Below are 21,665 nucleotides of genomic sequence, written 5' to 3'. Positions count from 1 at the left end.
AGCACGGTCCGCGCATGAAGCCCGCGTGGCGGCATGCGGGCCTGAGCCTTGCGGGCGGGCTTGCCCTGCTGGCCCTGCCCGCGCGGGCGGATACGCAGGCCAGCCCCCATCGCGGCGGCACCCTGCGGCTGACCGCCGCAAGTTCTGCTGGCACGCTGGACCCGCAGATCAACTACACCAGCCAGTACATGCAGCTCGAAAGCGTTGTCTATGACGGGCTGCTGACCTACCCCAAGCTGGAAGGGCCTGCAGGCGCGCAGGTCGTGCCCGATCTGGCGCAGGCCATGCCCGAACGGCGGGACGGGGGGCGGACATGGGTCTTCACGCTGCGCGAGGGCATCCGTTTTTCCAACGGTGCGCCGGTTACGGTGGCGGATGTGGCGGCATCACTGCGGCGGATCTTCATGGTGGGCTCGCCCACGGCGGGGTCGTTTTATGGCGACATCATCGGCGCGGATGCCTGCCTGCGTGCACCAGCAGCCTGCACGCTGCATGGCGGGGTGGAAACGGATGAAGCCACCCGGTGCATCACCATTCACCTGAACGCACCGGATTCCGAATTTCCCTACAAGCTCGCCTTCGGCCATGCGGTCATCCTGCCCGCCAGCACCCCGACCCATGACCTGGGCAACGACATCGCACCCGGCACCGGGCCGTACCGTATCGTCTCATCTGATCCAGAACAGGGTATGCGGCTGGCGCGCAATCCCCATTTTCAGGAATGGAGCGAGGCGGCACAGCCCGATGGCTATGTCGATGCCATCGACTATGATTTCGGCCTGTCGGAGGAAGACGCGCTGACCGCCGTGGAACGCGGGCAGTATGACTGGATGGCGGGGCTGAAGCCGCTGGACCGGTTGGGGGAGATCGGGGGGCAGTACACCGCGCAGGTGCATGTCTACCCGCTCTATGGCCTTATGTTCCTGCCGATGAACGTCAACATCCCGCCTTTCAACACCCTCAAGGCGCGGCAGGCGGTCAATTACGCGCTGGATCGCCGCGCCATGACCATCCTGTATGGCGGGTCGGGCATTGCCGCCCCGCTCTGCCGCATGGTGCCGCCGGGCCTGCTGCCCGGTGATGGCGCCTGTGCCTGGACCCGTGATGCCGACCCAGACCATCCGGCCCCTGCATGGACCCATCCCGATCTGCCCCGCGCCCGCCAGCTAGTGCATGAAAGCGGGACGGAGGGGCAGGACGTGACCCTGATCGTGGAGGCCACGGCCATGGACACCAGCATGGGCACCTATCTGCGTGACATGCTGCAGGCCATCGGCTACCACGCGCGGCTGCATCCGCTCTCACCCGCCATGGAACTGTCCTATGCGCAGAACACGGCCAATCACGTCCAGATCAGCCTGATCGGATGGTACGCGGATTACGCGTCCCCCTCCAATTTCCTTGATACCATATTCGGCTGCGAGAATTTCCATCCCGGTTCGGACAGTTCCATCAACATATCGGGGCTGTGCGACCCTACGGTGCAGTCACTGGTGGCGCGCATCCGGCAGGCATCCGACCCGCAGGCGGCACGGACCCTGTGGCAGCAGGTGGATGACCGTATTACCCGCCTTGCCCCCGCGGCCCCCATGATAAGCATCAGTTACGTAGATCTGGTCTCGCCCCGGCTGGGCCATTACTTTTCCACCCGCTTGTACCACATGGCGTTCTCACGCGTGTGGGTACGGTAGGCGACGTAGATCATCAGGAAGTTTCTGGTGAAGCTTTTTTCAAAAAGCTTCGGGAAACAGCGTTCGTCTGAAAATAAAGTGGCCCCGGAACCGTTCGGTCCTGTCCTTCATGAAAAAACGAAGAGAGCAGGGGCCGCGTATCATTCCGCCACAGGACGGGCGTGCTTCATGAATAACCCCGCCGGAAAGACCGGCGGGGCATCATGAGGCAGACAGGACCGCGCAAGCGGATCAGAGCATGGACTTCGCGCGTGCCTCAACCTTCGCACAGGCCTGCTTGCGGATGTCGGTCGATGCGTCTTCCAGCGAAATGGGTTCCTTGCCGCCCACCTTCAGCAGGCCGGTGGAGCCATCGGCATAGGACATGTTGCCCTTCTGGTTGGACGGCACATCATTCGTCTTCTTGTTGAAGGCGGACAGCACGGGCCACGCTTCGGATGCGGTCAGGTAGTTGGACTGGATGCAGTAGTTCATGATCCCGCCCAGATCAGCCGGCTTGGCCGAGGCAACGGCCGAATAGACCGTATCGGCCGACAGGGAACCCGGTGCGACCTGCTCGACCTGGTTTGCAACGCCCGCGCCCGTGGGGGGAGAGACTTCTGCGGCATGGGCCGCAAGCGGTGCTGTTGCCAGCAGGGTTGCAACGGCACCGGCGGACAGGACGCGACTGAACGACACCATATTCATTCTTCCTTGCATTGTTCATCCGGGGCAGGGCGCAGCCTCCCCCTTTTGTGAATCTATGTGTCAAACATAGTCACGATGATCCGGCTCCGTACCCCTGTCTCTGATATGACAGGCATTCATCTTTTGGATATATCACACTCTTTTTCCTATGGGGTGATTCATCATAAATCCCTGTTATCAGCCGGTAATGGCGGTTTCGGGCAGGATGGGCGGCAGGGCGGACAGATGCGGCCCGGGTCGTCAAGAAGTCGTGAGAAGCCTTAAATCGCCTTCCGCGCGGTGCCGGGGCTGCCGTCTGCCCGCAATGAAGATTGAGTCCGTCCCCACTTCGTGGGAATGCTGGGGCTTCACGCCCCAACCCACTGCACGGGATCGACATGCAGCATCTGCGCCTTCTCCTGAAAGACGTCTGGTACCTTACCCGCCCCTATTTTGTCTCGGAGGACAGGAAGTGGGCGTGGGGGCTGCTGGCCGCGGTACTGGTCCTGACCTTTTCCATGGTGGGGCTGGACCTGCTCCAGTCCTTTTCCCGCAATGTATATTATACCGCGCTCCAGCAGCGTGATGCCACGACGTTCCTGCGCGGGCTGTTCTGGTACGTGCATAATGACGAAGGCTTCGTTCTCGGCTTTTTCATCATCACCATTCCGGCGATCCTGTGCAGCATCTACGCGACCTACCTGCAGCAGATGCTGGGCCTGCGCTGGCGGCGGTGGCTGACCGCGCGCATGACCCGGCAGTGGATGGAGGACCAGACCTTCTTCCGCATCGCCATCACCACATCCGGCCTGGAAACCGGGGCCGACAACCCCGACCAGCGCATACAGGAAGACCTGAACAGCTTCGTGACCGATACGCTGACGCAGTTCATCAACCTTGTGACCAATGTCGTGACCCTGTTCAGCTATATCGGGCTGCTGTGGGCGCTGTCCGGCCCGCTGGAGGTGCTGGGAATTTCCATACCGGGCTATTTCTTCTGGGCGGCGCTGTTCTATTCCGTGGGGGCGACCTGGGTCACGCATCTGGCCGGGCGCAGGCTGGCGGGGCTGCAGTTCTTCCAGCAGCGCGCCGAGGCCGATTTCCGCTACAGCCTTGTCCATGTCCGCAACAACGCGGAAGGAATAGCACTGTATCGTGGCGAGGGGGAGGAACAGGCGGGGCTGGATCGCTCCTTTGCCGCCGTCTATCGCAATTTCCTGTCCATCATGCGGCGGACCAAGTGGCTGGGACTGCTGACCACGGGGCTGGAAGTGGTGTCGGGCAATTTTGCCCTGCTGATCGGTTCCATCCGCTATTTTGCCGGCAAGATGAGTTTCGGCACGCTCATGCAGCTTGTCATGGCGTTCTCACGCGTGCAGGGCGCGCTGAGCTGGCTGTCCACCTCCTACGCATCGCTGACCACATGGCATGCGGAGGTGGCGCGTCTGGCTACCTTCCAGCGCGTAATGGACCGCGCGCGCGCCATGCGTGATGAAGTCACGATGCTGCCCGCCCCCGCTGGCGCGGACCTGCGTGTCAGCGGCATGGATGTCTTCCGTCCCGATGGCGCGCCGCTCCTGCGCAACGTGAACTTTACCCTGCCGCACGGGCGGATGACGGTGGTGACCGGACCATCAGGTACCGGCAAGTCCACCCTGTTCCGCGTGCTGGCGGGGATCTGGCCGTTTGCCACGGGCAGCGTCACCCGGCCCGATGCGTCCATGATGTTCGTGCCCCAGCGCCCCTACGTGCCCACCGGCACGCTGCGCCGTGTCGTGACCTATCCCGCCGGGGTCGATGCCTATCCGGTGCAGGACGTGGCGCAGGCGCTGCGCGATGTCGGGCTGGAAGCACTGGTACCCCGCATGGACAGCGAGGAACCATGGGGGCAGATCCTCTCACCGGGTGAACTCCAGCGCCTGGCCTTCGCCCGGATCGTGCTGGCGCGGCCGCAATGGGTCTTCCTTGATGAATCGACCTCCAACCTCGATGCGGCGTCGGAAACGGCCCTTTACGCCCTGCTCCGGCATGCCTGCCCGGACATGACGGTCGTCTCGATCACGCACCGGCAGTCGGTGGTGGACATGCATGCCAGCCGTATCGACATCACCCCCTTCGCCGTGGCGGGGGCGTCAGGGGTCAGTGCGGACGCATCGCCGCAAGCATGAGATCGGTGTTGTGGCGCATCATGGTGATGTAGTCCGGTGCGGGGCCGGTGGGGGGGGACAGGGCCTCGGCATACAGTTCGCCCCCCGGCGCGGCCCCGGTGGCATGGGCCACCTGCTGGACCAGGCGCGGGTCGGTGGCGTTTTCCATGAAATAGGTGGCTACATTATTGGCCCGGATCTGGGTGATCAGACGGGCCACGTCACCGGCCGATGCTTCCGTCTCGGTAGAAAAACCCTGCGGGGCAAGGAACGTGACCCCATAGGCACGGCCAAAATAGCCAAAAGCGTCATGGCTGGTCAGGATGCGCCGCCGCTCGGCCGGTATGGTGTCGATGCGGGTGCGGATGTCATGGTCCAGCGTTTCAAGCTGGCTGACATAGGTAGCCGCCGATGCGCGGAAACTGTCCGCATCAGCCGGGTCGATGGCAATCAGCGCGTCACGGATGTTGTTGGCCCATATGATCACGTTGGCCACGTCGTTCCACACATGCGGGTCCGCTTCCGCCTGTCCGCCACCCGGCGGAATATGGAGGCTGATCCCGCGGGACACGATGACGGGCGTGCCGTGATAGCCTGCCGCATGTGCCAGGCGGCCAAACCAGCTTTCCAGCCCCTCGCCGCTCATGAACACGATATCGGCCTGCCGCAGCACGCGCGCGTCATTCGGGGCGGGTTCGAATTCGTGCGGGTCGCCATCGGGCGGCACCAGCGAGGTAACGGTGACATGCGTGCCCCCCACATGCGCCACCACATCGGCCAGCACGGTAAAACTGGCCACCGCATGCACGGTGCGGGGCGCGGGTGCGCCATGGGCAGGCATGATGGACAGGACCCCGCAAAGGCCCAGCAGGCAGGACAGGCGGCGCATGATCAGGACTTTCCTACAGGGGTGAACTCCGTCCCGCCCGGATGCCGGTGGGGGACGCGAGCAGGGAGAGGACATACAGCACGCTGCATGTCAGGATGATGGACGGCCCCGCCGCCAGCTGGAAATGGTAGGACACCAGCAGCCCCACCAGCCCCGCCACCATGCCCACCGTGGCGGACAGCGCCATCATGGGCAGCAGGCGGCGTGTCCACAGCCGCGCGGTGGCGGCGGGCACCATCATCATGCCAACCGACATGAGCGTGCCCAGCGCCTCGAACCCCGCCACCAGGTTGATGACCACCAGGAACAGGAACGCCATGTGATAAAGCCCGCCCTGCGCCCCGCTCATGCGCATGAAGCCGGGATCGACACATTCCATGACAAGTGGCCGCCAGATCACGGCCAGCAGGGCCAGGCTGAGCGTGGTGATGCCGCCCATCAGGTACAGCGCCGGGCCGTCAATGGCGAGGATGGTGCCGAACAGCACATGCAGAAGGTCGATGTTCGACCCGCGCGCGGAAACGATCAGTACCCCCAGCGCCAGCGATGTCAGGTAGAAACTGGCGAAGCTGGCATCTTCCGCCAGATGGGTCCGCCTGCTGACCAGTCCCGCCAGCAGCGCCACCCCCAGCCCCGCCCCGATGCCACCCAGCCCCATGGCGGTCAGCGACAGCCCGCCCGCCAGCAGGAAACCGATCGCGGCACCGGGCAGGATGGCATGGCTCATCGCATCGCCGATCAGGCTCATGCGGCGCAGCTGCAGCATCACGCCAACCGGCCCCGCCCCCATGCCCAGTGTCACGCACGCCACAAGGGCGCGGCGCATGAACCCGAAATCCGCAAACGGGTCCCACAGGATGGAAAGCAGGCTCATGCCTGCGCATCCGGCCAGCCGGCGTCCGTCCCGCCATAGGCGCGGCGCAGGGTGGCGGGGGTCAGGATGCGGGCGGTCTCTCCCCATGTCGCCTGCCCGCCACACAGCAGGACGACATGCGGGAAACAGCTGCGGATCTGGTGCATGTCATGCAGCACGGCAATGATGGTGCGGCCCTGTGCGTGCCATTCGCACACCAGTTCCAGCAGGTCCCGCGTGGTTGGCGCATCCAGCGCGGTAAAGGGTTCATCCAGCATGATGACACGGGCATCGGTCATGAGCAGGCGGGCAAAGAGCAGGCGCTGGAACTGGCCTGCGGAGAGGGCGTCGATCATGCGCCCCGCCTGCCCGGACAGATTGACACGCGCCAGCGCATCGGCCGCACGCTGGCGGATCACGCGCCCCGCCTGGCCAAAGGCGCCCGTAAGGTGCCACGCCCCCCCCAGCACCATGTCCGTGACACTGATGGGGAAGGCGCGGTCGATCTTGCGCGCCTGCGGCAGATAGCCAAAATCCCGCGCGCGCAGGCCACCCAGCGTGATCGTGCCCGCAGCCAGCGGCACCTCACCCAGTATGGCGCGCAGCAACGTGGACTTGCCAGCCCCGTTGGCGCCCGCTATGGCGGTCATGCTGCCTGCGGCAAAACTGCCGGTCACGTGCTGCCAGACCGGTGTGCCGTTCAGCACCACGCCGGCATTGTCCAGCCTGATGGTACCCTGTGTCACGAACGGGCGGTCATGGCTGCACCACGGCCCAGGCAATCAGCCCCCACATCAGGGCGCAGGGCAGGGCGACGCATGCCACCCGCTGCCACCACGCGCGCGCCATCCATGTCAGCGGCAGGGCGTGCACGGTGCGGGAAGCCGGAACGGGCATGGCTGTCCCTGTGTCCTGTTCGTTGGCCGGGGCGTGGGCGGGTGAAGGCATGAAGTACTCGGAGTGTTATAATATAACATCCGTCTATACCAGGGGCTTGCCCGCCGTCAAGTGAAGGCGGCATGGTCAGGCCCACGGGGCCACGACGCTGGCAACACAACGCAGGGAGCACGCGAAGCAGGTGACGGTCCATACATGGCTTTTATTCGCGGCGACGGCATGTGTGCTGTCGGCCATGCCGGGACCGAACATGATGCATGTCCTGTCGGTCAGCGTGCGCCATGGGGTGGGGCGGAGTATCGCGGTCATGGCCGGATGCATGCTGGCCATCGTGCTGGTGGTCAGTGCATCCCTGGGTGGCATGGCGGGCGTGCTGGCCGCATCCCCCCGTCTGTTTGCCGTACTGCGCGTGATCGGGGCGGGGTATCTGGTGTTTCTGGGCGTGCGGGCATGGATGGCGCGCAATGTGGCGCATGATGATGCCGATGATGATCTCCCGGCCCGGCCGGTCGCCGCCACGCGCGATCTGTTCCGTGATGGCTTCCTGACCGGGATCAGCAACCCCAAGCTGCTGCTGTTCGCCGCCGCCTTCGTCCCGCAGTTCGTCAATCCCGCGGCGGCGCGCCTGCCGCAATATATCCTGCTTGTCGTGACATTCGCGGGGGTGGAGGCGTTCTGGTACGGGGTTTACGCCACGGGCGGGCGGCTTCTGTCCGCATGGCTGCGGACGCGGCGGGTGCAGAAAGTATTCGCACTGGTAACGGGGGCGGTCTTCATGGGGTTCGGTGCCATGCTGCTGGCGGCGCATGTATAGTGGCTGCAGGTGTTATTTCAATGCATGTCATTGATATAAATAATAAAATTATTCCATAAGAGAATAACGTGAAGAGATCTGGGCGATGCGGCCGGCACAAGGTAAAGTGCCTCCGTCTATATTCATATGAATATGGACAACTGTATCCATAAAGACACAGTGTGTGCTTATCCGGCGCATGAACACACAAGATATTTACACGAATATAGACACTGGCCACCCTGCAAATATATACGGCCCGATATGAACAGAACGGCTAATGGGACAGGAACCGGCATGGCCAGAATGACCGCAGGTATGGTGTTGATGCTTTCGGGCAGTCTTGGTGCGCTACTGGCCCCCGCAGCGCATGCGCAGGACAGGGCGACGGATACCGCCACCCCGAACACCACCACCGTCCCCCCGGCGGACCAGGCGCACAAGAAGGCCGCTGACGATGTCGTTGCTTCTGCCAATGCAGAGGAAATGACGGTCATCGGTCACCACAACATGGTGGCGGGCGCTGCGGCCAATTATAACAAGAAGACTGCCAATCTCGGCCCGCTGGGTACGCGCCGCACGCTTGATACGCCCATGTCGATCATGACCGTGCCGCATGACGTGATCGTCAACCAGCAGGCGCGTAACGTCAACGACCTGATGCAGTACATCCCCTCGGTCCAGCTGGAAACACGTGCCGACCCCGGTACCAGCCGCCCGCAGTCGCGCGGGTTCGAGGCGGACGTGATCTCCAACAGCCGTATCGACGGGCTGAACGCCTTTACCGTTACCCCCTACGCCGCCGAGCAGTTCGACAACATACAGGTGCTCAACGGCCTGTCGGGTGCGCTGTATGGCCCCCAGAACCCGGCGGGCACGTTTGAATACGGCCTCAAGCGCCCGACGGACGAGCGTATCAACCGCCTGGTGGTGGGGGTCGATTCCATCGGCACGCTGATGGAAAACGTGGATTCGTCGGGCCGTCTTGGCAAGCATGGCTGGTTTGGCTACCGCATCAACCTGCTGCATGGTGATGGCACGACCTATGTGCAGGACAGTTGGGTGCGGCGCAACATGGTCAGCGCGGATTTCGATATCCATTTCGACCGCGATACCGTGCTTGAACTTGATGCCAGTCATTACACGTATGATGAACGTGGCATGCCCGCGGGGATAAACCTTGGCAATCCCGGTGGCGGCTCTGACGCTTACCGCCTGCCCGAGGCCCCGGACCTGAGCAAGCCGCACATGGGGCAGTCGAATGCGGGCTTCAATTCGGAAAACAACGTGTTCCTGGCCAAGCTGAGGCATCGCATCAATGATGACTGGAGCTTCGTGATCGGGGGGCTGTATCAGGATTCGGGCCGTCAGGTCTTTGAATCGGCCGATACGCTGATCAACAACAACGGTGGCTACAAGCAGTCCATGGCCGCCGCCACCACGGTCAATGACTTCAAGGTCGGCAGTAACATGGCCTACATCAATGGCCATGTCCGCACCGGTTTCATCAGGCATGACCTGGTCATCGGCACGAATGGCTACATGGAAGGCGGCTACAACCCGCTGAGCGGGCAGAGCTATGTGTCCGTGCCGTCCGGGTCGCTCGACAATCCCGTTGCCGTCAATGGCCCGCAGACCTATTACAAGGGCAAATACGAATCCCAGTACGTGCGCTACCAGTCCATGATCCTGGGCGACACGGTGCATTTCAACCGCCACTGGTCGGCCATGGGCACGCTGGCATGGAGCTGGCTGGACCAGGACAGCACCAGCACCGTAACGGCGGAAGCCCCCACAAAGCAGACCGTTGACGGCTTTGTAGTCACCACCACGCATCTGACCAAGGGCAAGACCACGCATGCGCCACCGGTTGACGCCGCCTTCAGCCCCATGGCCAGCCTTGTCTACAAGCCTGCCGATAACCAGACGGCGTATTTCACGTATGGCCGTTCATTGCAGGCGGGCACGTCCATCTCCACCGGTGCGGTAAACGACAACCAGTATACCAGCCCCGTACGGAGCGAGGAATTCGAGGTCGGTTACAAATACATGTTCCGCCAGATGCAGTTCAATATTGCGGGTTTCCGCGCCACGCGCAGCTACGCCTATATTGATCCCACCACCCTGATCTATGGCAATTACGGCACCCAGCGGAACTACGGGGTCGAATTCCAGGCCATGGGCCACATAACACCCCGCCTGTCCGTTATCGGCGGCATGACGTGGATCGATGCGGAAGTGCTGAATACGGGCAATGCCAAAACATCCAACAAGGAAGCCGTGGGGGCCGCGCCACTCCAGGCCAACGTACTGCTGGACTATCGCATTCCGTTCGCGACCGGCTTTGCGCTCAACGGTCTCGCGGTCAACGCCAACGTCCACTACACGGGGCGCCGTGCGGCGGATGTATATAACACCACCTATGCCGGGTCCTATGTCACGCTGGATATGGGGGTACGCTACCCGTTCCGTGCGGCCAGACATCCATGGATGGCGCGTTTTGGCGTGACCAATGTGGCAAACGAACGGTACTGGTCGTCGGTCTATAACGGCACCTATGCAAGTTCGTCGGCCACCAGCACGGGCACGAGTGCCGCCTATGCCGGCCTGCCGCGTGCGTTCCACTTCACGCTTGAAGCCGACTTCTGATTATCAGCGCACCCGCTTGTGATCCCGGGCGGGGGCGCGAAAGGCGGGTGGTGTTCCCATATTCCCTTAAACCATAAGGGAAGGAACGCCACCATGACCGAACCCACGATCCCGACATTCAAAGACTGCCCCATCGGCCTTGATGCCACCGGCACCCGGCGCGAGAAGGATTCGATGGGGGAAATCGATGTCCCCGCCAGCCATTACTGGGGCGCGCAGACCCAGCGCAGCCTTGTGCATTTCTCGATCGGGCGTGACCACATGCCCATCGAGGTCTGCCACGCCTACGGCATCGTGAAAAAGGCGGCAGCGCAGGTCAACGCGGCGGATGGCCGCATGCCGCAATGGAAGGCCGACGCCATATGTCACGTGGCGGATGAGGTGATCGCGGGCAGGCTGGATTCCGAATTCCCGCTTTTTGTCTGGCAGACCGGGTCCGGCACCCAGACGAACATGAACGTGAACGAGGTGATCGCCAACCGCGCCATCCAGCTTCTGGGCGGTGTGGTCGGGTCCAAAAGCCCGATCCATCCCAATGATGACGTGAACATGGGCCAGTCGAGCAATGACTCGTTTCCCACCGCCATGCATGTCGCCACCCTGCTGGAAATTGACAGCCGCCTGCTGCCCCGCGTGCGCGAACTGATCGAAAGCCTGCGCAGCAAGGCGGAGGAATGGATGCAGGTGGTCAAGATCGGCCGCACGCATCTGCAGGATGCGGTACCGCTGACCGTGGGGCAGGAATGGTCGGGCTGGGCGCAGCAGCTTGAAGATGCGCTGGAGGCAGTGGAGGCCGCCCGTCCCGGCCTGCTGCAACTGGCTGCCGGTGGCACGGCGGTGGGCACCGGGCTGAACGCCCCGCCGGGCTTCAGTCGCGCCATTGCAGGGCGCATTGCCGCACTGACCGACAGGCCATTCGTGACGGCACCCAACAAATTCGCGGCGCTGGGCGGGCTGGATGCCATGGTCCGGGCATCCGCCGGGCTGCGGGGGGTGGCGGTCAGCCTACTCAAGATCGCCAATGACATGCGCCTGCTTGGCTCCGGCCCGCGCTGTGGTCTGGGTGAACTGCACCTGCCGGAAAACGAACCCGGCTCCTCCATCATGCCCGGCAAGGTCAACCCGACCCAGTGCGAGGCCATGGTGATGATCTGCACACAGGTGCTGGGCAATGACACGACGGTGGCGTTTGCGGGCAGTCAGGGCCAGCTTGATCTGAACGTGATGCGCCCGGTCATTGTGGCCAATGTGCTGCATGCCATCCGCATCCTGGCTGATGGCTGCCACAACTTCCGTGTGTTTTCGGTGGAAGGGACCACGCTCAACCGCAAGCGCATCGATGCTTATGTGGCGGGATCGGTCATGCTGGTCACCGCACTCAGCCCCGAAATCGGCTATGACCGGGCTTCCGCCATTGCCCACCAGGCCATGGAGCACGACATCAGCCTGCGTGAAGCCGCCCTTGCTTCGGGCTTTGTGGATGGCGCGACCTTCGACCGCCTTGTCCGCCCGCTGGACATGGTGGGGAGGGGCGTGGCTGGCGCCTGAACAGGGAAACAGCTGAAAGTTTTTGGTGCAGCTTTTTTCAAAAAGCGTCAGGGCAAAAAGCGTCAGGGAACGCCGCCTTTTTGAAAAAAGGCGGCACCCGGAATTTTCCATTCCTTTAAAAACATATCTTCAGGAAGGTGCTGCCCCCTGCGTGTTCACCTGCAGGGTAAACAGTGCATCGCCCGCGCACATGAACAGCATATCCCGCTTGGGGCCGCCGAAGGTCAGGTTCGATACGCCGCGCGGCAGGCGCAGGCGCCCGATCATGCGGCCCTGCGGGTTATAGACCACCACCCCGCACAGCCCCAGCGGGCCGCCCGCACCGCACCACAGGTTGCCGAACACATCCACGCGCATGCCATCGGCAATCAGTTGGTGGCCCTCCAGCATCATGTCGGCAAAGGGGCGCAGGTTATGTACCTCCCCTCCCACTACATCGCCCGCATGGATGTGCAGGTCGCCGCCATGGCCATCCTGCCCCGGTCCCGGTCCCGCGGAAATGACATAGACGGTCTTCCCGTCCGGCGAGAAGGCGATCCCGTTCGGGTCCGCCAGCTGCTTCTGGGTCAGTACGGCACGCACCTCGCCCGTGGTGGGATCAACGCGGAAGACATGATCCTCCTGCCGCCTGTGACCGCCAAACTGGGCTACGATCTCGCCATCCAGTGTCCACCGTTCCACACCGTTGCGGTTGGCGGGATTGCCGGGGGCATCGGGGTGGCCTTCGACAATCGTGTCGCCATAACCGGGATCGGTGAACCAGATGCTGCCATCGGGGTGGGCCACCACGTCATTGGGGGAGTTCAGTGGTGCGCCGCCGTAACTGTCCGCCAGCACGCGGCAGGAACCGTCATGCTCCCAGCGCACCACGCGGCGCATGCCGTGCTCGCAGCTGACCAGACGGCCTTCATTGTCAAATATGTTGCCGTTGCTGTTGTAAGAATAGCTGCGAAAGATCGAGATCGCGCCATTTTCCCACAGGTAGCGGTACTGCACGGCGCGGATCGTGTCACTCAGCAGCAGGAAGCGGCCTTCGCTGTTCCACGCCGGCCCCTCCAGCCAGCCACCGCCGCGCCATGCCAGTTTGATATTGGCATTGGCATAGGCCAGATTGCCGAAGCCGGGGTCAAGCACCAGAATATCCGGGTCCGGCAACGGGCTGACCGGGGCATCCGGCCCCCATTGCCGTGGCGGGCTGGAAATGACCGTCGCGGGCTGTGCCAGACCATCCGCCGCCGCCGCACGGGCTACGACCCCGCCGGCCCATAACCCGCCCGCCGCCATCCCGCCTGCAAGCATGATACGGCGGGAAACAGGGGACGGACGGATAGCTGGCGGCATGGATCTTTTTCTCCGGCGCGGGTCAGGAAACATGAAAGGCCCCGTAACATGCCGGGGCCGGGCGGAGCGGTCAGTTCTCGATGTTCTGCAGTACCTCGAATCCTTCAAACACCGGCGGTCCCGCCATCAGCGGCTTGCGGTTGCCCGCATGGGCGTGTGCCGCGCGGAACTGCTCGGACTGGGTCCAGCCCAGAAAGGCTTCGTAGGATTCCCACACGGTATGGGAGGCATAGAGGATGTAGTCCTCGTGCTGCGGTCCCTTGAGGAACTGGAAACTGACAAAGCCGGGCACGGTGCGTAGATGCACTTCGCGGCCCAGCCAGCGTTCACGGAATTCCTGCTCGTTCCCGGGCGGGATACGGAAGCGATTCATGGCGATGTACATGCTCGATTCTCCTGCTGGGGTATCCGGGCTAGCGCCCGCCGGATACCGTCATCACGCTTCCTGTCATATAGGATGATGCGGGTGAAAGGAGAAACGCCACCGCCTGCGCAATTTCGTCCACGTGGCCCACGCGGCCCATGGGCACCACGGTTTCGGCCAGTTTCGCGGTCTCGGGCGGGACCATGTCGGTTGCGGTCAGGCCGGGGGCCACGGCATTGACGCGTATGCCCTCACGCGCGACCTCGTTGGCAAGGCCACGGGTAAAGGTCTCGACCGCCGCCTTGGTTGCGGCATAGGGCACAAGCCCCGGCAACCCGCCCAGCCGTGCCGCGACGGAGGACAGGTTCACGATCACGCCACCCTGGCCGCCATGGCGGGTGGACATGCGGCGCACGGCTTCCCCCGCCGCCAGGATGGCGGCACGCACATTGATGTTGAACAGGGTGTCGAGCGTTTCGGCCGTCTGCTCGTCAATCCGTACCTTGGTGCCGGTAATGCCCGCGTTGTTGACCAGTCCCGCAAGCGGGCCAAGGGCCGCCGCGCGATCGAACAGGGTGCGGATTTCATCCGGCTGCGAAATATCGGCCCGGATGGCCAGTGCGCGCCCGCCCCGCACGGTAATGCTGTGGGCCAGTTCTTCCGCCGGGGTGGCGTTGCTGGCGTAGTTGATGACAACGGCATGGCCGTGTTGCGCAAGCAGGGCGCTGATGGCGTGGCCGATGCCCCTGCTGCCGCCCGTCACGATCACGACGCCGGGTGATGGTGCCGTGGGGGAGGGGGTGACGCTGTTCATGGGGCTGTCCTGCCTGCTGTGTCGTACCGCATGGGCCGATCATAGAACCGCCTGCCTGCAAACGGCAAACATGGCCGCCTGCAGGTGCCGGAAATGTGTCAGCCATCCAGTCGCGACAGGTGGGGCAGCAGGTCCGCCAGGCCCTTGACCGTGGCATTGCGGGAGTGGCCGGTCTCCTCCGAAAAGCGGGTGATGACGGAGTCGGGAAAGAGTGTCCTGACCGTATCTTCCCCTGCCGGTTCGTTGCCGGGTTCCTTTTCCCACTGGCTCAGCCGGGCTTCCAGGCCGGCGTGGCGGGCGCGTTCATGCACCTCGCGGCGGCCCGGGCCGTTCGCATCGCCCATATAGGCGATGACGGCGCTCATGAGACCGGACGTATCGGTGCGGGCGCCGGTCAGTGTATCGGCAACCTGGTTGGCGACGGTACCGATCTTCTTTGTGGTGGTCGTGGCCATGATACGTACTCCTTCAGTTCCGTATTGGGTTCATGCCGAAGCAACGTAAGGAAGACGGCATTCGTGCCATCACGGATTTATGAAGGCTGTTCCACATTATTTCGGAAACTTTTCATGCACTTGCGCGTTGCGGACCGCCTGCTGGCTGTCCGATGGCTGCGCTGCGGGGATGTGACTTGACTTGAGGGGCAAACTGCAATGCGCTGGCGTGATATAACAAAACCGCCCTGACTTTGAGCGAAGGAGAGCAGGATGCACAGCATGCCAGCCGCCCGGCGTTATGGAGCGCATGGCCTGACCTGGACCACCCCTTTCATCATTGCCCTGATCCTGGCCCTGCCCGCACGCGCGGGGGAGCGTGAGGACCAGACCCGCGCATGCCGGGAAGATGTCTTCCGGCTGTGCTTTCTCGACATTCCCAATGAAAAGCTGATGACGGAATGCCTGGAAAGCAAGCGGGACCGGCTTTCCCCCGGATGCCGCGCCATGTTCGAGGACGATACGCCAGCCAGTGCGCCGCCCGCGCAGGCCCATGTGGCACCCGACCGGCCGCCGCCCGCCACCATGCACTGAGGGATAGGTCATACGGCATTTGACGGCTGATGCTGTGTACCCCACACAGGACTGCACGCCAGCTGAACCGGAAAAAGATGCCGATGACCAAGAATGCCCCGACCATCATGTGGTTTCGTGATGACCTGCGTCTGGCGGATAATCCGGCCCTGTCGGATGCGGCGGCCACCGGGCCGGTCATATGCCTGTATGTCCATGATCCGGCCTTTCCGTCTGGCGGGGCCGAACGGTGGTGGCTGCATGGCGCGCTGGCGGCGCTGGACCAGGACCTGCAGGCACGTGGTGGGCGGTTGTGCATCATGGCGGGTCCGACACAGCCCTGTGTATTGTGGCTGGCACAGCAGGTCGGGGCCGGAGCGGTTGTATGGAACCGCCGTTACGGCGGCCCCGCGCGGCAGGTTGATGCGGATATCAAGACCGCGCTCAGGACAATGGGCCTGCAGGCCCGCAGCCATCCCGGCAACATGCTGCATGAGCCATGGCAGGTGCGGACCAGGCAGGGTACCTCCTTTCGGGTCTATACGCCATGGTGGCGGGCCGTTCAGGCCATGGGGCCGCCGCCTCCGCCCGTGCCCGTGCCCGCTACGCTGGCGTTTGCCCCCATTGCCCCCCACATTGCGGAACGGCTGGAAACCCCGGCCGGCCTGGACCTGCTGCCTGCCCGCCCGGACTGGGCACAGGGACTGCGCGAGACATGGCAGCCAGGGGAACGGGCAGCCCATGAACGGCTTGATCATTTCCTGTCGGAACGGCTGGCGGGGTATGCCCGGCTGCGTGACCTGCCGGGCCAGCCCGCGACATCCGGCCTCTCGCCCCACCTGCGTTTTGGTCATGTCTCCCCCCGCCAGATCTGGCATGCGGTCATGGCACGGGGGGCACCGGATGCGGATGGAACCTGTTTTCTTGGCGAAGTGGGCTGGCGGGACTTCGCGCATGCCACCCTGTTTGACTGTCCCGACATGGCAACGCGCAGCCTGCGGCCTGAATATGACGCCATGCCCTGGCGTACCGACCCTGTCGGGCTGCGGGCGTGGCAGCAGGGGCGCACAGGATACCCCATTGTTGACGCGGGCATGCGTGAACTGTGGCATACGGGATGGATGCATAACCGCGTGCGGATGATTGTTGCCTCCTTCCTGACCAAGCACCTGCTGCTGGACTGGCGTGCGGGAGAACGGTGGTTTGCCGATACGCTGGTGGATGCCGATGCGGCCAGCAATGCCTTCAACTGGCAGTGGGTCGCGGGGTGCGGGCTGGATGCCGCCCCCTATTTCCGTATTTTCAATCCGGTCCTGCAGGGCGAGAAATTCGATCCCGCGGGCGATTATGTACGTCGATGGGTGCCTGAAATCGCCCATCTTGATGGCAAGACCATCCATGCACCATGGAAGATGGCGACAGGTGCCCCCCGTGGTTATCCGCCCTGTATCGTGGATCTGGCAGGGGGGCGTGCGCGTGCGCTGGATGCGTGGAAAAACGCTGTGAAAGCATAAATCAGAATTTTAATTCTAAATATGGACCGCTCTGACTTAAATGGTAAGTATAAAATTGTTTCCAAATGTAAAAATGGAATTTATTACAATTTAGAAAAGAGAAGGCCGAATTGTTTCACATTGATAAAATATAAAAGTAAAATATTACCAAAATTTTGACATTTTTATTTGGTCTCCATATAAAAGCGTAAATTTTATTTTTTATTTTCAGAAGTCGTGTGGTTTTTGCCCTGCCTTCCGGCATCGGTGACGCGCACATTGAACCGGAGGGCAATATTCCATGGACAGGCAAGAGGATTATGCATCCGCTATTTCATACGAGGAAGGACGATTATCCCTGACCACCGGTCATTTTGACGTGGCCATGGTCAAACAGGCCATTACCCGGTACCGCAGGTCCGGTTTCCTGTACCATCCCCCCCATCTGCAGCCCCTGCTGGTGCGCGCCGGGGCGTGGCTGAGCCTGCGCCTGCATGAACTACATGCGTGGAATCAGGGGCTTTTCAGTCTTGATGGCGGTACGCTCGTCATCCATCCGTCTCCTGTGGACACGGTCACCATGCTGCCGATTGACGTGCATGATCATGGCGGCAGCCTGATCTTCGGTGCGGCGGAGAATACGACCGGCATCCTGCTGGTCAATCTGGTCCGCGCCCGGCAGGGCCATGCTCCCGTTCAGCTTGTCTTTCAGGGGTGCGCGCTACAGTTTGCCCAGTACGACCCCATGACGGACATCACCCTGGTGGGCCTGGTACCCGAATATGAACTGCCCCATGGCTGGGTTGCGATCAGGATGGATGGCAACCCGTGGCATATCAGCAAGATGGTCCAGCCCCCCGGCGTGCACAAACCTGTCCTGCGACGGGAATGGCAGGCGGATGAATGCGAGACCGTAACGCTCAGCCTGTCAGGCTGAATGCACGTCACGGACATGCCCTGAAAAACGGGGGACTCTGTAAGCACAGAGCCCGACTGCCAAAAAGCCAACAGAGTTATCCACAGGTGTATGGATAAGATTCAGCCTTGCGACTCTGGCTCCGTGTTGCGGCAAAGAGACAATAAATGGCTATTTTCCGCCATCAGGAAGATTCTTTTTGCCCCCTGCATGTTTCGGCCTGTGCTGTTATCGACTGGACTCGGGTTGAGTCCAGCAAAAAAATCCACATCCGGGCGCCCGGGTCATTTTTCCGTTCCGGCCCGGGCCTTATCGCCTGTTCGTGCAGGCGGCGGCAGGTACGGTGGTGCCGGGTACGTCATGTGTTCCGTCAAACTGGAGCAGGATTTCTGGCGGCAGGTTTTCATTGCTCACCATCTCGAAGCGGTCATGCAGGGAGGTCCGTACCCATGACTCGAACGGCGAAAAAGGGCGCCGGTGCACAGAAGAACGTGCGATTTCATGTGATGGTGACATGGGCTGCCTCCCTGCCTGCTGCATGAACTGTCGGCAAGGGAACGGCCAGGGCGGCCCGACAGTTTCCACCCCACTTCCGGCATTGGCTGCGGGTCTGGTATCAGGCTGACATGTGATCCAGCAGGGGAATGCCGGTTGTCCGCGCCATATGGCGGCAGTAAGCCCATACCGGTGCGGGCCAGTCCAGCCCGGCCACGATTGTCAGGCTACGCAGGTATGCGAACAGATGGATGTCATCACTGGACAGGGTGCCATTGACCGCATCGGGCCGCTGTATCAGGCCAGCCAGCCGGGCAAGCCCTGCACTGGCGCTGGCGCGCAGGGCTGCGCTGTCGGCAAGACTGTCGCTGAAGGGACCGATCATGTCCTCCTTGTTGCGGATGAAGTACAGCCGCGCGGCCGTGGTGGCGAATTCCGGCAGCGGCGCCGCCGCGAAACGTGGCAGCACGAGATGAACCCACGCCTGCTGCCCATCGCGCATCCACTGGCTGATTTCGGGGCGTGTTGGCCCGGTCAGGACGGGCCTGCCGTCCATTGCATCGACATGGGCGACAATATCCATGCTTTCACCCATGAAATGCCCGTCCTGCTCCAGAATGGGCAACAGCTTGCGCCCGATCATGCGGGTCGGGGTTTCCACGTCATCATTGAGCAGCACGATATCGGTCACCGGCAGGTGCCTGAGTCCGAAAATCATGCGCGCCTTCACGCAGAAGGGGCAATGATCGTAAGTATAGAGCTTCATTCAGGCCTCAGGAACGTTTCAGGGCTGCAATCTTGCGATCGGTCCTGTACTGGCTCAGCGCATAGACGGACCAGATCGTGGCCGGAATCCAGCCAATGACGGTAATCTGCAGCACAAGACAGATGATACCCGAAATGGGGCGGCCAATGGTAAAGAACTGCAGCCAGGGCAGAAGCAGGGCGAGAATGAGCCGCATGGCGGGCCTCCTTGTGGTTACCCGGCCAGATGGTTGCCCGGTCGGGGGCAGGCCAGTCTAGTGTGGATTGGCCTGCGGTGCAGCCGGATCTTTTTTCCCGCCTGCCCCGCAACGGGTCGGGATGGGCAGGCCGGGCACGGCCATGGCCCGGCGGCATGATGGCGCAGGGGCAGCTATGTCCTTTCTTTTGGCGGGTGATCACGATAGGAAAGCTGGGATGGAAGACACGTCGGATACACAATCGGCACCCGGTGGACGCCGGAATTTCCTTGGGCTTGTCACTGCCGCCACGGCCACTGCCGGTGCGGGTGCATGCCTGTGGCCGTTCCTGCAGAGCCTGGCCCCGCGTGACAGTGCCGCAGCCCATCTGCCGGTTGATGTGGATGTCTCGGCCCTGCCGCCGGGGCAGCAGATTGTCGTGACATGGCAGGGCAGGCCGGTTTTCATTACCCACCGCACACCTGCGGCCCTTGCCGCGCTGCAGGATGCTGCCCTGGTTGGCCGCCTGCGTGATGGCGCATCGCAGGAACTGCAGCAGCCACCCTATGCCGCGAACTGGCACCGCTCCATCGAACCGCGCTACGGCGTGGTGGTGGGAATCTGCACCCATCTGGGCTGCGTGCCCGCCTATCGCCCCCTGCCCGAAGGACAGGGAAACGGCAGCGGGGCGGGGGGGTATGCCTGTCCCTGCCATGGTTCCAGATTCGATCTGGCGGGGCGCGTGTTCAAAGGGGCGCCTGCGCCTTACAACCTGCCGGTGCCGCCTTACAGCATGCCGTCTCCCACCGTTATCCGTCTGGGGGAGAACCCGCAGGGGCAGTCATTCGATTTCTCGACCATTCGCCAGCTATGACCTGGACCTAGGGCAATTCCACTGAATTCTGGCTCAGTGGAATTGCCCTAACTTATTGTTTTCGAGCATTTTCACCAGTTTGAATGTGTCCATTCAAACTGGATCTGCTCTAGCGCACGGGCCGCAGGTGCAGGTCCATGGTGTAGATCGCAACCGGGAGTTGCACGCGTGATACACCGTCGGGCTGGAACGTGGCGGTGCGGTTGAGTTGCACGGCGGGTATCCAGAGTACGCCATGGCTGTCGATCCACATGGCGTCCGCCCAGACCAGCCGCCTGTCATGGACCAGCGTGCTGGCCCTGCCCTGCGGCGTGATCCGCAGGATACGCAGCCGGTTCACATCCGATACATACAGGTTGCCATCACCATCAATGGCGGTCCCCCCGCTGCTGGGCGTATCGTAGAACAGGGTGACAGTGCGCGCGAGATCGGCGGCAGGCAGGGCCGGATTTTCCAGCGCCGCCGTAGGGGCGGCCCACATCGGGCCGGAACTGGGCTGGAAATAGAGTGTCCGTCCATCGGGCGAGACTTCAAGCTGGTCGGCATGGATGCGCGCGGGCTTGCCGTGTACCGTCAGCAGCCTGCCTTCGGCATACATGGGTCGTTCATCCGTGGTGGAGCGGTCATGCGACAGTACACGGCGCTGGGCGCCGGTGGACAGGTTGACCACCACCAGCGCCGGGTCCCCCGCATCGGTTACGAAAATCGTATCGCCATGGAAGCGGATGTCATCCATGTAGCTGTGCGGCGTGCTGGCCGCGCGCAGCGAAATGGCATGGACCGGCTGGCCGGTCGTGATGTCAAAGGCCAGCAGGCGGGCCGGTGCGCCATTCGCCGGGTTGGGTGGTCCGCCCACGTTCGCATCACCCGAATCCACGACCCATAACAGCCCGTCCGGGCCGATACGGATGGCGTTGACCCGTACGAAGGGCTGCAGCATGCCTTTCGTGCCGTCAGGGTGGTTCCAGCGCGCATCAGGAAAGGCGTGGGGCTGGCCGCCTGCGTCGATTTCGGCCACCGTGGGGCCGCCGCTACCGCCCCCGCCCCAGTAGGGGAAGGAGACAAACCTGCGTCCATCATCCGCCACGGCCACGGCGTTGAGGATTCGCCCGGATGTCCAGGCTGCATGCAGTTTTTCATCGGGGTGGGCCATGCCGGCACGCATGGGCACGGTGCAGGCCAGCACGCTGCTGGCGGCAAGAAGGACGCGGCACAGGCGCCAGCGGGGGCGAGTGATCGGCATGGCCCCACCCTATCACCGGTTGCGGCCATGCGGCATCACGGGTC

The 21,665-nt window shown here is 62.8% G+C and carries 22 protein-coding genes; 9 read left to right on the top strand and 13 right to left on the bottom strand.

The annotated features are described in order from the left end of the window. Positions 1-14: 14 nt before the first annotated feature. A complete protein-coding gene (locus tag LDL32_RS11175) occupies positions 15-1,691 on the top strand; it encodes an ABC transporter substrate-binding protein (protein ID WP_233066915.1) in 1,677 nt (558 codons plus the stop codon). 231 nt (positions 1,692-1,922) lie between these two features. On the opposite strand, the gene LDL32_RS11170 is transcribed toward LDL32_RS11175, so the two are convergent. Next, positions 1,923-2,372 (bottom strand): DUF2501 domain-containing protein, encoded by a 450-nt coding sequence (locus LDL32_RS11170; protein WP_233066912.1) that lies wholly within the window; start codon positions 2,370-2,372, stop codon positions 1,923-1,925. 383 nt (positions 2,373-2,755) lie between these two features. Here LDL32_RS11170 and LDL32_RS11165 point away from each other — a divergent pair, with 383 nt between their 5' ends. Next, positions 2,756-4,525: an ABC transporter ATP-binding protein/permease gene (locus LDL32_RS11165; protein ID WP_233066910.1), complete on the top strand. Its 1,770-nt coding sequence runs from the start codon at positions 2,756-2,758 to the stop codon at positions 4,523-4,525. On the opposite strand, the gene LDL32_RS11160 is transcribed toward LDL32_RS11165, so the two are convergent. The 4 genes from LDL32_RS11160 to LDL32_RS11145 are packed head-to-tail and all read right to left on the bottom strand — an operon-like array spanning position 4,497 to position 7,194. Further along, entirely contained in the window at positions 4,497-5,393 is an 897-nt protein-coding gene (locus tag LDL32_RS11160) for a metal ABC transporter solute-binding protein, Zn/Mn family (RefSeq protein WP_233066907.1), read from the bottom strand. The two genes, LDL32_RS11165 and LDL32_RS11160, sit on opposite strands and share 29 nt — an antisense overlap. A 13-nt stretch (positions 5,394-5,406) precedes the next feature. Then, the gene (locus tag LDL32_RS11155) at positions 5,407-6,267 is read right to left on the bottom strand and encodes a metal ABC transporter permease (protein WP_233066905.1); all 861 of its coding nucleotides are present in this window, start codon (positions 6,265-6,267) and stop codon (positions 5,407-5,409) included. Then, positions 6,264-6,992: a metal ABC transporter ATP-binding protein gene (locus LDL32_RS11150; RefSeq protein ID WP_233066903.1), complete on the bottom strand. Its 729-nt coding sequence runs from the start codon at positions 6,990-6,992 to the stop codon at positions 6,264-6,266. Before LDL32_RS11150 ends, LDL32_RS11155 begins: the two co-directional genes overlap by 4 nt. Before the next feature lie 10 nt (positions 6,993-7,002). Beyond that, a complete protein-coding gene (locus LDL32_RS11145) occupies positions 7,003-7,194 on the bottom strand; it encodes a hypothetical protein (RefSeq protein WP_233066901.1) in 192 nt (63 codons plus the stop codon). 184 nt (positions 7,195-7,378) lie between these two features. On the opposite strand from LDL32_RS11145, the gene LDL32_RS11140 reads away from it, so the two are divergent. The 3 genes from LDL32_RS11140 (at position 7,379) to fumC (ending at position 12,133) form a co-directional block, all read left to right on the top strand. After that, on the top strand, positions 7,379-7,957 hold the full coding sequence (locus tag LDL32_RS11140; protein ID WP_255673812.1) for a LysE family translocator: 579 nt from the start codon (positions 7,379-7,381) through the stop codon (positions 7,955-7,957). Positions 7,958-8,242: 285 nt separating this feature from the next. After that, positions 8,243-10,585, top strand: coding sequence for a TonB-dependent siderophore receptor (locus LDL32_RS11135; protein WP_233066898.1), 2,343 nt, complete (start codon positions 8,243-8,245; stop codon positions 10,583-10,585). Positions 10,586-10,678: 93 nt separating this feature from the next. Beyond that, entirely contained in the window at positions 10,679-12,133 is a 1,455-nt protein-coding gene (gene fumC / locus LDL32_RS11130; RefSeq protein WP_233066896.1) for a class II fumarate hydratase, read from the top strand. A 129-nt stretch (positions 12,134-12,262) separates the two neighbouring features. On the opposite strand, the gene LDL32_RS11125 is transcribed toward fumC, so the two are convergent. From LDL32_RS11125 to LDL32_RS11110, 4 genes are all read right to left on the bottom strand, one after another. Further along, positions 12,263-13,474 carry an SMP-30/gluconolactonase/LRE family protein gene (locus LDL32_RS11125; protein ID WP_233066894.1) on the bottom strand — a complete coding sequence of 404 codons (1,212 nt, stop codon included), beginning with the start codon at positions 13,472-13,474 and terminating at the stop codon, positions 12,263-12,265. A gap of 70 nt (positions 13,475-13,544) precedes the next feature. After that, positions 13,545-13,859 carry an antibiotic biosynthesis monooxygenase gene (locus LDL32_RS11120; RefSeq protein WP_233066891.1) on the bottom strand — a complete coding sequence of 105 codons (315 nt, stop codon included), beginning with the start codon at positions 13,857-13,859 and terminating at the stop codon, positions 13,545-13,547. A 28-nt stretch (positions 13,860-13,887) separates the two neighbouring features. After that, positions 13,888-14,652 (bottom strand): SDR family NAD(P)-dependent oxidoreductase, encoded by a 765-nt coding sequence (locus LDL32_RS11115; protein ID WP_233066888.1) that lies wholly within the window; start codon positions 14,650-14,652, stop codon positions 13,888-13,890. Between the two features lie 98 nt (positions 14,653-14,750). Continuing rightward, positions 14,751-15,107, bottom strand: a complete 357-nt coding sequence (locus LDL32_RS11110) for a YidB family protein (RefSeq protein WP_233066885.1) — start codon at positions 15,105-15,107, stop codon at positions 14,751-14,753. Positions 15,108-15,368: 261 nt separating this feature from the next. Here LDL32_RS11110 and LDL32_RS11105 point away from each other — a divergent pair, with 261 nt between their 5' ends. From LDL32_RS11105 to LDL32_RS11095, 3 genes are all read left to right on the top strand, one after another. Then, entirely contained in the window at positions 15,369-15,680 is a 312-nt protein-coding gene (locus LDL32_RS11105; RefSeq protein WP_233066884.1) for a hypothetical protein, read from the top strand. An 83-nt stretch (positions 15,681-15,763) separates the two neighbouring features. Beyond that, on the top strand, positions 15,764-17,173 hold the full coding sequence (locus LDL32_RS11100; RefSeq protein WP_233066881.1) for a deoxyribodipyrimidine photo-lyase: 1,410 nt from the start codon (positions 15,764-15,766) through the stop codon (positions 17,171-17,173). A gap of 280 nt (positions 17,174-17,453) precedes the next feature. After that, positions 17,454-18,089 carry a hypothetical protein gene (locus LDL32_RS11095; protein WP_233066879.1) on the top strand — a complete coding sequence of 212 codons (636 nt, stop codon included), beginning with the start codon at positions 17,454-17,456 and terminating at the stop codon, positions 18,087-18,089. 288 nt (positions 18,090-18,377) lie between these two features. Here LDL32_RS11095 and LDL32_RS11090 read toward each other — a convergent pair whose 3' ends face one another. The 3 genes from LDL32_RS11090 to LDL32_RS11080 form a co-directional block, all read right to left on the bottom strand. Continuing rightward, positions 18,378-18,584 carry a hypothetical protein gene (locus tag LDL32_RS11090; RefSeq protein ID WP_233066877.1) on the bottom strand — a complete coding sequence of 69 codons (207 nt, stop codon included), beginning with the start codon at positions 18,582-18,584 and terminating at the stop codon, positions 18,378-18,380. 100 nt (positions 18,585-18,684) lie between these two features. Next, positions 18,685-19,329 carry a glutaredoxin 2 gene (gene grxB / locus LDL32_RS11085; RefSeq protein ID WP_233066876.1) on the bottom strand — a complete coding sequence of 215 codons (645 nt, stop codon included), beginning with the start codon at positions 19,327-19,329 and terminating at the stop codon, positions 18,685-18,687. 7 nt (positions 19,330-19,336) lie between these two features. Next, entirely contained in the window at positions 19,337-19,525 is a 189-nt protein-coding gene (locus LDL32_RS11080; RefSeq protein WP_233066874.1) for a YqaE/Pmp3 family membrane protein, read from the bottom strand. 217 nt (positions 19,526-19,742) lie between these two features. Between LDL32_RS11080 and petA the strand changes: the two genes are divergently transcribed. Further along, positions 19,743-20,378, top strand: coding sequence for a ubiquinol-cytochrome c reductase iron-sulfur subunit (gene petA, locus LDL32_RS11075; protein WP_233066872.1), 636 nt, complete (start codon positions 19,743-19,745; stop codon positions 20,376-20,378). 109 nt (positions 20,379-20,487) lie between these two features. On the opposite strand, the gene LDL32_RS11070 is transcribed toward petA, so the two are convergent. Further along, complete coding sequence (locus LDL32_RS11070; RefSeq protein WP_233066870.1) at positions 20,488-21,621, bottom strand: major royal jelly family protein; 1,134 nt, start codon at positions 21,619-21,621, stop codon at positions 20,488-20,490. Between the last annotated feature and the right edge of the window lie 44 nt (positions 21,622-21,665).

Origin of the sequence: Komagataeibacter sp. FNDCF1 (genome assembly GCF_021295335.1) — a bacterium.
Taxonomy (GTDB): Bacteria; Pseudomonadota; Alphaproteobacteria; order Acetobacterales; family Acetobacteraceae; genus Komagataeibacter.
The sequence above is the reverse complement of the archived record's forward strand: the minus strand, read 5'-3'. Positions and strand labels throughout refer to the sequence as shown.

What these genes read in the sequence shown, in the direction of transcription:
- LDL32_RS11175 (WP_233066915.1), top strand. Translation starts at nt 15, where the DNA reads ATGAAGCCCGCGTGGCGGCATGCGGGCCTGAGCCTTGCGGGCGGGCTT.
- LDL32_RS11170 (WP_233066912.1), bottom strand. Translation starts at nt 2,372, where the DNA reads ATGGTGTCGTTCAGTCGCGTCCTGTCCGCCGGTGCCGTTGCAACCCTG.
- LDL32_RS11165 (WP_233066910.1), top strand. Translation starts at nt 2,756, where the DNA reads ATGCAGCATCTGCGCCTTCTCCTGAAAGACGTCTGGTACCTTACCCGC.
- LDL32_RS11160 (WP_233066907.1), bottom strand. Translation starts at nt 5,393, where the DNA reads ATGCGCCGCCTGTCCTGCCTGCTGGGCCTTTGCGGGGTCCTGTCCATC.
- LDL32_RS11155 (WP_233066905.1), bottom strand. Translation starts at nt 6,267, where the DNA reads ATGAGCCTGCTTTCCATCCTGTGGGACCCGTTTGCGGATTTCGGGTTC.
- LDL32_RS11145 (WP_233066901.1), bottom strand. Translation starts at nt 7,194, where the DNA reads ATGCCTTCACCCGCCCACGCCCCGGCCAACGAACAGGACACAGGGACA.
- LDL32_RS11140 (WP_255673812.1), top strand. Translation starts at nt 7,379, where the DNA reads ATGCCGGGACCGAACATGATGCATGTCCTGTCGGTCAGCGTGCGCCAT.
- LDL32_RS11135 (WP_233066898.1), top strand. Translation starts at nt 8,243, where the DNA reads ATGACCGCAGGTATGGTGTTGATGCTTTCGGGCAGTCTTGGTGCGCTA.
- fumC (WP_233066896.1), top strand. Translation starts at nt 10,679, where the DNA reads ATGACCGAACCCACGATCCCGACATTCAAAGACTGCCCCATCGGCCTT.
- LDL32_RS11125 (WP_233066894.1), bottom strand. Translation starts at nt 13,474, where the DNA reads ATGCCGCCAGCTATCCGTCCGTCCCCTGTTTCCCGCCGTATCATGCTT.
- LDL32_RS11120 (WP_233066891.1), bottom strand. Translation starts at nt 13,859, where the DNA reads ATGTACATCGCCATGAATCGCTTCCGTATCCCGCCCGGGAACGAGCAG.
- LDL32_RS11115 (WP_233066888.1), bottom strand. Translation starts at nt 14,652, where the DNA reads ATGAACAGCGTCACCCCCTCCCCCACGGCACCATCACCCGGCGTCGTG.
- LDL32_RS11110 (WP_233066885.1), bottom strand. Translation starts at nt 15,107, where the DNA reads ATGGCCACGACCACCACAAAGAAGATCGGTACCGTCGCCAACCAGGTT.
- LDL32_RS11105 (WP_233066884.1), top strand. Translation starts at nt 15,369, where the DNA reads ATGCCAGCCGCCCGGCGTTATGGAGCGCATGGCCTGACCTGGACCACC.
- LDL32_RS11100 (WP_233066881.1), top strand. Translation starts at nt 15,764, where the DNA reads ATGACCAAGAATGCCCCGACCATCATGTGGTTTCGTGATGACCTGCGT.
- LDL32_RS11095 (WP_233066879.1), top strand. Translation starts at nt 17,454, where the DNA reads ATGGACAGGCAAGAGGATTATGCATCCGCTATTTCATACGAGGAAGGA.
- LDL32_RS11090 (WP_233066877.1), bottom strand. Translation starts at nt 18,584, where the DNA reads ATGTCACCATCACATGAAATCGCACGTTCTTCTGTGCACCGGCGCCCT.
- grxB (WP_233066876.1), bottom strand. Translation starts at nt 19,329, where the DNA reads ATGAAGCTCTATACTTACGATCATTGCCCCTTCTGCGTGAAGGCGCGC.
- LDL32_RS11080 (WP_233066874.1), bottom strand. Translation starts at nt 19,525, where the DNA reads ATGCGGCTCATTCTCGCCCTGCTTCTGCCCTGGCTGCAGTTCTTTACC.
- petA (WP_233066872.1), top strand. Translation starts at nt 19,743, where the DNA reads ATGGAAGACACGTCGGATACACAATCGGCACCCGGTGGACGCCGGAAT.
- LDL32_RS11070 (WP_233066870.1), bottom strand. Translation starts at nt 21,621, where the DNA reads ATGCCGATCACTCGCCCCCGCTGGCGCCTGTGCCGCGTCCTTCTTGCC.